General features: G+C 54.6%; 10 protein-coding genes. 3 read left to right on the forward strand and 7 right to left on the reverse strand.

The features are described 5' to 3' along the window. Positions 1–27: 27 nt before the first annotated feature. Complete coding sequence (locus tag Pan97_RS21230) at positions 28–1,302, reverse strand: CCA tRNA nucleotidyltransferase (protein ID WP_165698896.1); 1,275 nt, start codon at positions 1,300–1,302, stop codon at positions 28–30. Between the two features lie 131 nt (positions 1,303–1,433). Here Pan97_RS21230 and Pan97_RS21235 point away from each other — a divergent pair, with 131 nt between their 5' ends. Continuing rightward, positions 1,434–1,778: a rhodanese-like domain-containing protein gene (locus tag Pan97_RS21235; protein ID WP_144976117.1), complete on the forward strand. Its 345-nt coding sequence runs from the start codon at positions 1,434–1,436 to the stop codon at positions 1,776–1,778. Between the two features lie 8 nt (positions 1,779–1,786). Here the strand turns inward: Pan97_RS21235 and Pan97_RS21240 are convergent, their stop codons facing one another. From Pan97_RS21240 to Pan97_RS21250, 3 genes are all read right to left on the reverse strand, one after another. Continuing rightward, positions 1,787–2,683: a ThuA domain-containing protein gene (locus Pan97_RS21240; RefSeq protein ID WP_144976118.1), complete on the reverse strand. Its 897-nt coding sequence runs from the start codon at positions 2,681–2,683 to the stop codon at positions 1,787–1,789. A gap of 107 nt (positions 2,684–2,790) precedes the next feature. Then, complete coding sequence (locus Pan97_RS21245; RefSeq protein ID WP_165698897.1) at positions 2,791–3,792, reverse strand: DUF481 domain-containing protein; 1,002 nt, start codon at positions 3,790–3,792, stop codon at positions 2,791–2,793. 300 nt (positions 3,793–4,092) lie between these two features. Next, positions 4,093–5,100, reverse strand: a complete 1,008-nt coding sequence (locus tag Pan97_RS21250; protein ID WP_144976122.1) for a hypothetical protein — start codon at positions 5,098–5,100, stop codon at positions 4,093–4,095. A gap of 263 nt (positions 5,101–5,363) precedes the next feature. Here Pan97_RS21250 and Pan97_RS21255 point away from each other — a divergent pair, with 263 nt between their 5' ends. After that, positions 5,364–5,621 (forward strand): hypothetical protein, encoded by a 258-nt coding sequence (locus tag Pan97_RS21255; protein WP_144976123.1) that lies wholly within the window; start codon positions 5,364–5,366, stop codon positions 5,619–5,621. A 114-nt stretch (positions 5,622–5,735) separates the two neighbouring features. Here the strand turns inward: Pan97_RS21255 and Pan97_RS21260 are convergent, their stop codons facing one another. The 3 genes from Pan97_RS21260 to Pan97_RS21270 form a co-directional block, all read right to left on the reverse strand. Continuing rightward, positions 5,736–6,674, reverse strand: coding sequence for a glycosyltransferase family protein (locus tag Pan97_RS21260; protein WP_144976125.1), 939 nt, complete (start codon positions 6,672–6,674; stop codon positions 5,736–5,738). 129 nt (positions 6,675–6,803) lie between these two features. Next, positions 6,804–8,828: an NAD-dependent DNA ligase LigA gene (gene ligA / locus Pan97_RS21265; protein WP_144976127.1), complete on the reverse strand. Its 2,025-nt coding sequence runs from the start codon at positions 8,826–8,828 to the stop codon at positions 6,804–6,806. A gap of 63 nt (positions 8,829–8,891) precedes the next feature. Further along, on the reverse strand, positions 8,892–9,266 hold the full coding sequence (locus Pan97_RS21270; RefSeq protein ID WP_144976129.1) for a cupin domain-containing protein: 375 nt from the start codon (positions 9,264–9,266) through the stop codon (positions 8,892–8,894). Between the two features lie 171 nt (positions 9,267–9,437). On the opposite strand from Pan97_RS21270, the gene uvrA reads away from it, so the two are divergent. Then, positions 9,438–12,281: an excinuclease ABC subunit UvrA gene (gene uvrA, locus Pan97_RS21275; protein ID WP_144976131.1), complete on the forward strand. Its 2,844-nt coding sequence runs from the start codon at positions 9,438–9,440 to the stop codon at positions 12,279–12,281.

Consider the following 12,281-nt stretch of genomic DNA (forward strand, 5'->3'; position numbering starts at 1 on the left):
TCGGCGTGTCGTTGGTGCGTTTCGGTCTTATTCCCAATTGGCCTTGGCGAAAGCCAATGCTTCGTCCGTGGTGTGCAGGCGCTTCTCGAGTTGCTCATCGCGAACCGCTTCAAGCACACGTTGAAACCGCGGACCGGGTTTGAATCCGGCTTGAATCAAGTCGCTACCGGAAAGAAGCGGATCAGGATTCAACTCTTCCTCCGGCAGGCTCAGGCATGATTCGGCATACTCCACTCCGACCGTTGAATTGTCGCTGGCTCGCTGCACAGCGTACCCCATGGCGATCAATAGTGGCGCAGCGTCTGTAATGAGTAACCGCTGGAGCTTAGGCCAGGCAACCTGATCCGCGTGACGAATGGTGCGCTCGTGCCGAAGCAGCCATTGGATGGTCTTGGTCTCGTCGTTGGTCAATTTCCAGCGACTACACACATTGTCAGCCGGCTGAAGGGGCTTGAGCGGGTTACCGTTGAGCAGGCTGTTCTGACAGGCATATCGTAGTAGTAGCGCCATTGCCACCCGAAAGTCACTTGCGGGCAAACGTTCAAGGGAACGGTACGTCTCGCTCCACCGCAGTGCATGGCCAACCGTGGATTCGACTTCGGGCAGAATCTCATTGAGCAAAGTAAGGTCACGTAGCATCCGCACGGCAATCATACGATGACCGTCCGTCAGCATCCGCCGCATTTCAGCAGCGATGCGTTCCGCACTGACGACATGAATATGGCTGGCATACTCGCGAATGGCGCGCTGGGTCTGTAGCTCCAGATCAAAGGCGAACGTCGAACTAAATCGAACTGCCCGAAGCATTCGCAGTTTGTCTTCCTCGAATCGCTGGAAAGGGTTGCCGATACTGCGGACAAGGTGATTCTTCAGATCTCGCTGACCGCCGACATAATCGAGGACTTTCTCTTGGATTGGATCGTAAAACATCCCATTGATGGTGAAGTCGCGCCGCTGGGCATCTTCTTCGGCGCTACTGAAACGGACGTCATCAGGCCGACGACCATCGGAGTATCCCAGATCGGTCCGAAACGTCGCAACTTCCACCTGGCCGCGACGCTTGCCCCCCTGAACCGTGATCACGCCAAAAGACGCACCGATTGGTAGGGTTCGATCGTGACCGAAGATATCGCGAACCTCGTCAGGGGTCGCATTGGTGGCGACGTCAAAGTCCTTCGACGGCTTTCCCAGTAGCAAGTCCCGTACACACCCCCCTGCCCACAGAGCCTGAAAACCGGCTGCCTGAAGCGTTTGGATGACTTCGATCGAAAATGTTCGGGTTGCTTCGAGATTCATGCTCATCGGCATACCGGTCGAATAAGTCGTGCGTCCTGGAAACCAACCAACTTATCAGATTACGTCCTACTGGACGATGGACGGGCCAATCCTTTAGATTCGTCGATAGGCCGACTCTCAACTGCCAGGAACGTGTAATGTCTGAAGAAACCAGCCTGCCGATCGAAACAACCTGCCTCGACGTTCAGGCACTGAAAAACCAAAACGCCGATTTCGTCTTGCTGGATTGCCGGGAACAGAATGAGTTTGATCTGGTCCGGATTGACGGTTCCACGCTTATTCCCATGAGCGAGATTCAAGATCGCCTCGGTGAACTCGAATCTCACCGTCAGCGGCACATTGTCGTGCATTGTCACCACGGCGGCCGCAGCATGCGAGTCACCCAGTGGCTCCGACAGCAGGGTTTTCCCAAAGTGCAGAATATGGCCGGCGGCATTCATGCTTGGGCCCAGGATATCGACCCAAGCATGCCGACGTACTAATCGAGCGGTTAGTTCTTTCCCGCTTCGTAAGGACGCTTGGACTCCGCGTTCGGTTCGGGAAAATCATTCGGAATCGCTTGCGTTACCTTACCCGTGGCGGCCCACTCGGTTCCGCGAAGCAGGGTTGTAATGAAACCGACGCACTCCATCGAATAATCGCCGTGCCCCATGGGAGTGTGGAAGATCCGGCCTTTGCCATAATCAATGGTCATGATCATCGGTTCATGACGCCCACTTCCACCGGTCGCCGGATCAGCATAGGCGGTGGCTAGCACCGTCATGTTCTCCGCGGGACCCCGAAGCTGATCGTAAAGTTCGTCTTGGGCATGCATCCATGACTTGGGCATTCCCGCCGTGATTGGGTGGTCTGAATCACGCACCACAACTTGAAACGGATGCTGCTTACCGTGGTGTCCCCCATTTCCCTGGGAAGTATCTCGGACGAGATCTTCGTCCTTATTGAAGTAAACATAGGGACCGCTCTTTGCATTGCGTCCACCCCAGCCGCCTAGTCCGATGATGCGGTTGTACTCGTCCCAGTCGCCAAACGCATTGTTGGCGGCATGAACGACGACAAAGCCACCACCATTTTTCACATATTCGACGAAGGCCTCGTCGGTCGCGGCTGGCCAGCGTTGACCGTTGTAGTTGCTGATGACGACATCGTAGTCTTTGAAATTGGGGGCGAATCCTTCAGTGGATTTCTTCCCGGTGGTTGCCACGTCAACGGTAAACTTGCCGGAACTTTCGAGATACGACTTCATCATCTGAGTCGTTTTGGGCCAGACTCCGTGGTTATTTTGACCATCGACGATTAAGGCCTTCAACTTGGCATCGTCCGCGAAGGCGGAAGCAGAAAGTGCCAGCAGAAGCAAACAAGACCAGGCCAGCGACAGGGTACGCATCGAGGATAGCTCCGAGGAAGGTCAAACTTGGGAAAAGGAACGAGTTTCGATTTCCCCCAGTATAGACCAACCCGACGCCCGATGCGCCAAGCGCCATGCCCAGCTCACTAGAATTGCCAGATCAGCAAACAGGCATAATCCAGGTCGTTTCGTTTGCGATTGTTGGGCGTACTGTCGTAGCGGTCCTCTGCGCTGAGTTTCAGCGAGAGGCCGTGATCCAGGGCGATCGTATAGCTCGCGTCCGTCACGTGGCGGTAACCCTGGTCGGCTTCAAACGCCGGAAAGAATTCAAACTTGATCTGAAACGACTGTTTTTCGGTAATCTGATGGGAAAAGTCCGAGCCGAGTGTCGCTTCCGGGATGATCCCCTTCTGAGGGCTGCCGTACTCCTGCGAAAAGCCGGAACCGACCGACAACGTCCAATCGGTTGCATCCGTCTTGTACGGCTTATAGCTGACACCACCGTTGAACACCAACCGCATGTCGAAAGCTTTGAATGCGTCGTATTCGATGTCGGTTTTCTCGAACAGAGACCAACGCTCGTGAATCTTCAGCGGCCATTCCAGCTTATGTTTCACGTAGGCGTTGTTCTGCGTCAGTCCGTCTTTGTCGCTCGTTCGTAGGTGCCGGATATCTGCGGAAAAGATGGTCGCCACCCCTTCTCGTTTGATCTTGGCACCGACTCGCAGACTGTTGGATTCCGTATTGCCTGTTTGGCCGTTCAAGCCGAGTTCAGCACTGTTTTTCCACGTCGCTTTTCCAAACCAGTAGTCGACGTGGTAGTACTGACCATAAGGAACGTATTCGAAATAGCCGTAGGTGTCTTCCTCTTCTTCAGGCTTCTCTTCCTTTTTCGCGTCTTTCGGTTTTTCGACTTCCTCCGGCTTGGCCTCGGCAGGCTTTTCTACTTCCGGTTTGGGCGTTGGAAGCTCAGGCAGGGGAGGTAACTCTAGTACCGACGTCAGCGAGGATTGCAGTTCATCGTCAGGCATCAGGTAGTGGACAAATTCGGTATCCGACTTTTCGCCCGCGGTCTGCTCGAAGTAGCTCAGCCCGATCCCATCGAAAGACGCGTTTTCGGAAGCGCGCGAGTGCGACGCTAGCGTCATGAGCGTTGCCAGGGACATAACCAAGATAGAATGTGGAGAGAGCCATCCCATTCGGGGAATTTCCTAGTCGGACTCCAAGGTGGGCAATTACCGAGAGAAGTCGTATAAGGAAATTCTGACCTATTGCCAATACCAATCGTTAGCGCGATGAACCAGTCCCATAAAAAAGAGCGTCCCAAGCTGCAAGCAGCTAAGGACGCTCTTAATGCTGGCGTACAAGGACTTATGACCTCCGTGCCGCCGTATCAAACTGCAATTGTCTTGGTTAGGCCTATCGACGCAGCCTGCGTACCAATCGCTTTAGCGGACCTTCGCAGCATTGGGTGCGACAAGGTCGGCAACAACAGGGGGTGCCCCCTGAGTCAAATGTTCCGCAAAGCGGTGCAACTCCGACATGCTCATCGGCAAAAGTCGCTGCTGGCTGACTTGGCTGGTCAGGCTCTGAATCACTCTCCATGGATTGACTGGCGAGGACGGAGACGAAGTTGGCGCCGGGGATCCGACTCGAGCTAAGAGCTCCCCCACGTTGGACTGCGCTTCCTCCATGTTCATTCCGGCGCGATTCAATTGTTTCTGCATCGTCAGAAGTTGCTCCAAAGATTGAACCGCAAACTGGGAATCTCCCATCTGGCAGATCAAGTCGGCTTCAATCTGGATCATATCATTGGCAACTTGCCGAGCTTTTTTAGTACGAGATTGCCCATCGACCAATTCCTGCTGCATCGCAAAAACATTTTGCAAAACCAGGTCAGCCTGCTTGGCTTGCTGTGCTTGCAGCACGATTCGATCCTGCAGATTCACCAGGTCAGCCAGGGTTAGCTTCGCCTTGCGAACGTCTCCCTGGGCCTGAATCAGTTGCGACTGCAGATTGGCTGACTGATTGAACGCATGCTCGGCTTGGATGGCAGCAGGGTACTGGCTTGCCACGCGATCGTGCAGACTCGCGATGCGATCCAGCGTGACCTCGGCCTCATGCATGGCAAGTTCCATCGATGTCAGCCGCTGGAATTGAGCCAGGAGTTGATCATTGACGGCGCTGACACGCTGCGTCAGCATCTTCTGCTCTTCCAGGGAAGCCAACAGGTCATTCGTTCCGCTGACCGTGGATGCCGCTTTGCTGAGCTTTTCGACCGAGCGATCCAGACGCGAGACGCGTATGTTGAGATCGTGAAGCTGTTCTTCCGATGGACGAACGGCAAAGACATAGACCAGGACCACACCCAGAATGATCCCAAACGCGAAAGAACCCCAACTGTAAGGTTCGTAAGCGTGTTCTTCCCTATCGTGATTGCGATATCCGTCGCTCATCGTCCACCTGCCTCCTGCGGCCAGCATTCATCCAAGATTTGCTAATCGTTTCCATACGATAGCACTGGTTATCGTCAGCCTTTATGCAAGCATGCAAGTCTTTTCAGATTGCCTAGATTAAATTCACGTAGAGCGGTTCCGGTTATAGCGAATGATCTGTTCCTAAGTTTTCGAGTGCGCGTTTTGATCTGGACCCACCCCAATCATCCTGTTACTCTCCCCACCCACGTAAGTCTCGGGCGGTAAGAAAAGGTATTTGGATTATGAGCAACAACTTCAATTTCTTCGAATGGATGCGTAATGGGGTGAAGTCGGCTGTCTTGCTGGGCGTTTCGGACGCCGTGGAAGAAATCGGAATGCCGACCGAAGCCGAAGGTTCCGACAACAACATGCTGGGCTTTCTGCAAAACGCCAAGACGCAGAAGATCAGCAATTCGTCCAGCACGAGCAGCAGCACACGGACTGGCAGTCGAAAGCGTCTGGGACGATCGCTGAAAGACATCGAACCTTCGTCGAAGTAGTCGACCCAAGCCATTCACAGCACCCGGAAACAAAAAAAGGGCCATCCAATTCAAATGAATCGGATGGCCCTTTTACTTTGTTCTGCCGTGACTTGAGCGGCGGTAGTCAATGACCTAAGCAGCTCTGGCGCGTGATTCTGTTTGCGTGGAAGTCATTTCCGCATCCGACTTCTTCGCCGTATGGTCGACTCGTGGCTGCTTGGGATTGAAGATCTGGGGGACGGCTTTCTTCAACCGGCCATGCCACCAGAACTTATTTCGCCACAGCGGCACATGCTTAAACTCAGGCGTTTCCCAGTCTTTAGCGGCGATCCGCTCGGCCATCAACGCAGGGTGAGTTCCTTTGTACGGAACGCACGATTGCATGTCGTAAATGTATTCGCCCACTTCCTCTAAAGGGCGGTCCTTGATCTTACGGACCTGATTGCCCTTTTTGTCAAAGACGTAGAACTGCTGGAATTGAGCAGCTTTTTCGGCCATCGCCTGCGGGGGACGGACATATCCGTAATGAAAGACGCGGGCATTGATCAGGCTGGATCGCAATCGGTGCCCATTCTTTCCAAATCCACAAGCATCGCCAACGCTACGAATCTGCGGATCGTTGCGCACGATACGAACCTGCCTACGATAGCCCAGTGGATCCCGAATGTTGTAGTCGCCCCGAAAGTGCAAATACCGAAAGCGAATGCCGTCGATCCATGGCTTGTGCCAGTTCTCTTCCATGGCCTGTCGGATGACAGGGTAATCGGCTTCGTGGATCACTTCATCGGCTTGGATATAGAAGAACCAATCGCCGTCGCAGCGATCCATCGCCAAGTTGGTCTGATAGGCCAGCACTTCGCCAGCCTTCCGCATGGCGGGGTCCCATGGCGTGATCTCGATGTCGATCTTGGGATCGCCGATCGCTTCCAAAACTTCGAGCGAATTGTCGGAGCAATCCCCGACTTGAATGACGAATCGGTCGACCAGGGGTAATACCGACTTGATACTCTCAACAAACGGGTACCCGAACCGTACTCCGTCTCGCAGAATTGTGAATCCACAAACGCGCATTTGACGCATCCTTGCGACGCTAGCATCTCAGTTCACGACAATGGATGCCTGTGAACCGACTATTGTTCCATAAACTAGGTGTGACGATAACAAATCGACCGATTTGAAACCAACCCAGTTCGCGCAACGTCACTCGGCAGCGGCTGCGTCTTTTTCGGCCAGGAGATCGGCGAACTGCTGCTCGTTCAGTACGCTCACGCCCAGTGCCTGGGCTTTTTCGAGCTTACTTCCCGCCTTTTCCCCGGCAACGACGTAACTCGTTTTCTTGGAAACACTTCCTGATGCTTTCCCCCCTCGGGCACGAATCAGTTCCTCGATTTCGTCCCGAGTGAATTTTTCTAGCGTGCCTGTCACCACAAACGTCATTCCATCGAAGACCGCCGGTCCAGCTTCTTCGCCTCGCTTGGCCGCTTCCATCGAGACACCGACCCCTTTGAGATCTTCGATGGTTTCCTTTCCGAATTCGCTATGGAAAAACTCGTGGACGCTCTTGGCAATCACTCCGCCGACGTCTTCGATTTCCGCTATCTCTTCTTCCGAGGCTTCCATCAATTTGTCGATCGTCCCGAAGTGAAGGGCCAAACGTTCGGCTCCTCGGGCTCCGACATGGCGAATGGAAAGGGCGTTCAATAGACGGCCAAGTCCCCGTGACTTACTATCGATTGCCGCAGCAACTAGTTTGTCGCCTGACTTCTTCCCCATGCGTGGCAAGGCAGCGATTTGCTCCGAAGTCAGACGATACAGATCGCCGTAGGTCTTCACCAACTTCTCGTCGACCAACATGTCGACCAGTTTGTCCCCCAAGCCCTCGATATCCATCGCATTCCGCGTGGCAAAATAGCGAATGCGTTCTTTGATCTGAGCCGCACACCCTTGCCAATTGGGGCATCGAATGTACACCCCTCCTTCATCCTTGACCACAGGCGTGTCGCATGAAGGGCACTTGGTCGGGAAAGGGAAGAGGGGCAGGTCTTCTTTTCGTTCGTGTTTCTCGGTACGAACGATATGCGGAATGATCTTACCTGCCTTCTCGACGACCACAACGTCGCCAATCCGCACATCCTTACGTTCGATCTCTTCCGCGTTGTGCAAACTCGCTCGGGAAACCGTCGTCTCGGCCAGTTCAACCGGCTCCAGAATCGCAACCGGTGTGATGGCTCCCGTTTTGCCGACCTGGACCTCGATATTGTTGACCTTGGTCGTCGCTTCATACTTCTCGAATTTGTAAGCAATCAACCAGCGAGGACTCTTTGAGGTTGACCCGAGACGTTCTCGCTGGTCGAAACGATCGACTTTCAGAACGAGCCCATCAACCTCGAACTCCAACTCATGTAGTGACTCGATCAACTCCTGGCAGTGCTCGATCGCGGAATCAAAATCGACAAACGATTGCACAAATGGCGTCGCTGGCAAACCATACGAGTTCAACTCTTCCAAAAATTCGGTATGAGAAGTCGCCTTGAGTCCTTCGGCGTATCCGACCCCGTGGCAGAATACCCGGAGATTACGCTCGGCGGCGATACGTGGATCAAGCAAACGAATCGTGCCCGCCGTCACGTTACGCGTGTTCTTGTAGGCCGGTTGCCCTGCTTCGGCTTGCTTCTCGTTAAGCTTCACCAGATCAGCGTTGGTCATGTAGATTTCGCCGCGTACCTCCAGTACCGGCGGAACGTTTTCGCCAGACAGCTTGAGTGGCACGTCGGCGATTGTACGAACGTTATGAGTAATATCGTCCCCGACCGTTCCGTTGCCGCGCGTAAGTGCACGCGTAAGTACGCCATCCTCGTAGAGGATCGATACGGCTACGCCGTCAATTTTCAACTCGACAACCCAGGCAATCTTTTCATCGGGCAAAAGCTTGTTGATTCGCTCCCCGTACTTCTTTAGTTCGTCCAGGCTGTAGGTGTTGTCGATCGAAAGCATCGGGATGCGATGCTCGTGCTGTTCCAAATAGGGAACCGGGGCATCGCCGATCCGCTGGGTTGGACTATCCGGCGTGATCAGCTCAGGATGCTGCGATTCGAGTTCTTTTAGCCGGCTGAGAAGCTTGTCGTACTCAAGGTCTGAAATCTCCGGAGTGGCTTCGACATAGTACTTCCGATCATGGTAGCGGATCTGGTCCCGCAGCTCTTGAACATCCGTTTCGACCGACATGACAAGATTTCCTTCTTCGTTCCAGCGGGGAGAGGGCTAGTGTGTCTGCGACCACAAAATACACTACTGCTGACACTCTGGTGGAAACTGAGCGTTGTTGGCCGCATTAGGGACCAGGCACAAGAACTTTAGCGGTGAGGTTCCCGTGTTGCGAAATTGGTGAACCTCGTCCGGCTCGACCAGAATTGCGTCCCCGGCTTTGATCGGGCGCGGCGAGTCGTTTTCCAGAATGACACCTTCCCCGGCAATCACGTAAACCTCGTGCTCATAAGGGTGATGGTGGTGGGGGGTGTACCCGCCTGGGGCAACTTCAAACTGACGCATGGCGAACAGCGGAGCACCATCCTGCTGGCTGATTAACTGCTTTACCTGGCAACCGGAGACACCGTCCATTTCGACTTTCATCGAATCACCCTGATCGATGTTCTGAATCTTCATAGCCGCGTTACTCCCTTCGGAATATGGGTACTGGGAACACTGAAAACTTATCCCACCCCCAAGGCCTGAACAAGTGGACAGTCCTCCCCCCTGGTATTCTCACAAGAACATTCTCGTTACGATGAAAAATTCATTTGCCATGATGGATCCCGTCCAGAAGAAAGGCGAACCTTGTCGACATTGCAGATTGAAGCCCGAGGGGTCGAAGTTCACAACCTGAAAAAGGTAGATCTCGACATTCCGCACCGCCAGCTGATTGTCTTCTGTGGGGTGAGTGGAAGCGGAAAAACCAGTATGGCCCTCGATACGCTCTACGCCGAGGGGCAGCGCCGTTATATCGAAAGCTTCTCTGCGTACACTCGGCAATTTCTCGACCGCTTGGAAAAGCCCGAGGCGGACCGGATCGACAACATCCCCCCAGCGCTGGCCGTAACCAAGGTAAACGACACTCGATCCAGCCGGTCTACGGTGGGTACCGCTACCGAAACCACGGATTACCTGCGGCTTCTTTTCAGCAAGATCGGCAACATCATTTGCCCCAGTTGTAACCAGCCTATTACCAAAGACACGCCAGGTCGTGTTGCTGACCATATCTGCGGTGCAGGGGGGAGTGGCCGGATGATGGTCGCATTTCCCGTGGCCTGCGAAAGCGACGAATGCGAAGGGGTCATCGAGCAATTGCGCGAAGATGGCTTCGTCCGGGCAATTGTCGCTGGGCAAACGATTTCCCTAACGCCTGACGAAGATGAAGCTCTCAGCAAACGGCTTGATTCAGGCGAATCGATATCTGTGGTCGTTGACCGCCTGACGCTTGAATCGCTTAAGATCGAACGTCTCCGCGAATCGCTCGAAACCGGCTTCGCGCACGGAGACGGGGTCTGCGAGATTCTGCTCCAACCACAGGAAGAGGGCGAACTGAAAGGGCAGGGGAGTGCCGTCGAAATCGATGGCACCATGTGGCAAAGCCTTCGCTATAGCAGTCAACTTCGCTGCGAGGCATGCAACCTGGAATTCATTGAACCCGACCCGCGACTGTTTAACTTCAACAGTCCCTTGGGGGCATGTCCTGAATGCGAAGGGTTCGGCAACATCATCGACATGGACATGGATCTGATTGTCCCGGATCGTCGCAAATCGATCGCCGAAGGGGCCATCGCTCCCTGGAACACACCTGCCTACAAACACGAGTTGGAAGAGCTGATCGCTTTGGCTCCCGACTATGACATTCCCATCAATACCCCCTACCGTGATTTGACCGAAGCACAGGTCAATTTGATTATTGAAGGCGTACCTGAACGCGAATTCGGGGGCTTGAAAGGCTTCTTCGCCTGGCTCGAACGTCGCAAGTACAAGATGCATATGCGGGTATTCCTCAGCCGCTGGCGAAGCTTTCGCATGTGCGAGTCGTGCCGCGGGACACGCCTGCGTCCCGAAGCGTTGGCCGTTCGCGTTAATGGAAAGAATATCGCCGAGATCTCCTCGATGAAGATCGTGGACGCGCTGGAACACTTCCGCCAATTGAACCTAAGCGCGTACGAGAGCGCCCTTTGCCGCCAGGTACTACCGCAAGTGCTTGCTCGCCTAGAGTATTTGTGTATCGTCGGCCTGGGCTATCTAGCGTTGGATCGCTCGCTGCGGACCTTGAGTGGTGGTGAAGCTCAACGGGTAACGCTCACCAGCACGCTCGGCTCGAGCCTGGTGAACATGCTGTACGTGCTCGACGAACCGACGGCCGGTCTTCACCCGAGCGACATCACCCGGCTTAATGAAGCCATCATCGACTTGCGAAATCGTGGCAATACGGTAGTCGTCGTCGAGCACGAAGAAACGCTCATTCGCGCTGCCGATCAAATCGTTGAATTTGGTCCAGGGGCAGGGGAACGGGGGGGAGAGATCATGTTCCAAGGGTCCCCCTCCGAAATCGAAGGGGACGAAGACAGCCTCACCGGCGAATTCCTCTCCGGCCACCGTAGCGTCGTTCGTAAACGCGACCGCCGCACTGCCACGCACGGGCGAGTTCGCCTGAAGGGCGCGCGAGGCAACAATCTCAAGAACCTGGAAGTCGAGTTTCCGCTTGGTGTTCTCACCGTCGTCACCGGCGTTTCCGGGGCAGGCAAGAGTTCGCTTGTCGATCAGACGCTTTACCCGGCGTTGTGCCGACGCAAGAAGAAGGAAAACATACAAAGTCTGCCATACGACGACGTCTTCGGCGATGGTCAAATTGACGATGTCGTCCTGGTCGATCAGGGCCCCATTGGTCGATCACCACGGTCGAATCCGGTCACCTACATCAAAGCTTTCGACGAAATCCGCAACGTCTTTGCCGGAACGATGCAGGCCCGGACACGCAACCTGACCGCCAGTCACTTCAGCTTCAACGTCCAAGGGGGCCGCTGCGAAAGCTGCAACGGGGACGGGCACATCGCCATCGACATGCAGTTTATGGCCGATGTCTACGTCAAGTGCCCTGAGTGCAAAGGACAACGTTACAAGAAGGAAGTCCTGGAAATCACCTACCGCGGCAAGAGCATTGCCGACGTGTTGAACATGACCGTTCGCGAGGCATTCGTCTTCTTCCGCGGTCAGCCCAAAGTACAAGGCAAGCTGAACCTTCTTAATGAAGTCGGACTCGATTACCTCCGTCTCGGCCAGCCTGCCAATACGCTTTCCAGCGGGGAGGCTCAACGGTTGAAGCTGGCAGGAAACCTGGCGACCACCAAGAAGGCACGCACGCTGTTCCTGATGGACGAACCCACCACCGGCCTGCACTTCGCTGACATCGTGCAGCTATTGGACTGCTTCGAAAACCTGCTACAGATCGGTCACTCGTTGATCGTGGTCGAACACAATATCCACGTGATGATGGCGGCCGACTACATCATCGACCTTGGCCCAGGTGCCGCCGACGAAGGGGGTAGCGTGGTGGCGATGGGAACGCCGGAAGAGATCGCCGCGAATCCCGATTCGGTGACCGGGAAACATCTCGCGGCGGCGCTGAAGAACTTGAAAGCGTAA

The organism is Bremerella volcania (genome assembly GCF_007748115.1).
GTDB lineage: Bacteria > Planctomycetota > Planctomycetia > Pirellulales > Pirellulaceae > Bremerella > Bremerella volcania.

Coding starts and splice junctions, on each gene's coding strand:
- Pan97_RS21230 (WP_165698896.1), bottom strand. CDS start 1,302: ATGAGCATGAATCTCGAAGCAACCCGAACATTTTCGATCGAAGTCATC.
- Pan97_RS21235 (WP_144976117.1), top strand. CDS start 1,434: ATGTCTGAAGAAACCAGCCTGCCGATCGAAACAACCTGCCTCGACGTT.
- Pan97_RS21240 (WP_144976118.1), bottom strand. CDS start 2,683: ATGCGTACCCTGTCGCTGGCCTGGTCTTGTTTGCTTCTGCTGGCACTT.
- Pan97_RS21245 (WP_165698897.1), bottom strand. CDS start 3,792: ATGACGCTAGCGTCGCACTCGCGCGCTTCCGAAAACGCGTCTTTCGAT.
- Pan97_RS21250 (WP_144976122.1), bottom strand. CDS start 5,100: ATGAGCGACGGATATCGCAATCACGATAGGGAAGAACACGCTTACGAA.
- Pan97_RS21255 (WP_144976123.1), top strand. CDS start 5,364: ATGAGCAACAACTTCAATTTCTTCGAATGGATGCGTAATGGGGTGAAG.
- Pan97_RS21260 (WP_144976125.1), bottom strand. CDS start 6,674: ATGCGCGTTTGTGGATTCACAATTCTGCGAGACGGAGTACGGTTCGGG.
- ligA (WP_144976127.1), bottom strand. CDS start 8,828: ATGTCGGTCGAAACGGATGTTCAAGAGCTGCGGGACCAGATCCGCTAC.
- Pan97_RS21270 (WP_144976129.1), bottom strand. CDS start 9,266: ATGAAGATTCAGAACATCGATCAGGGTGATTCGATGAAAGTCGAAATG.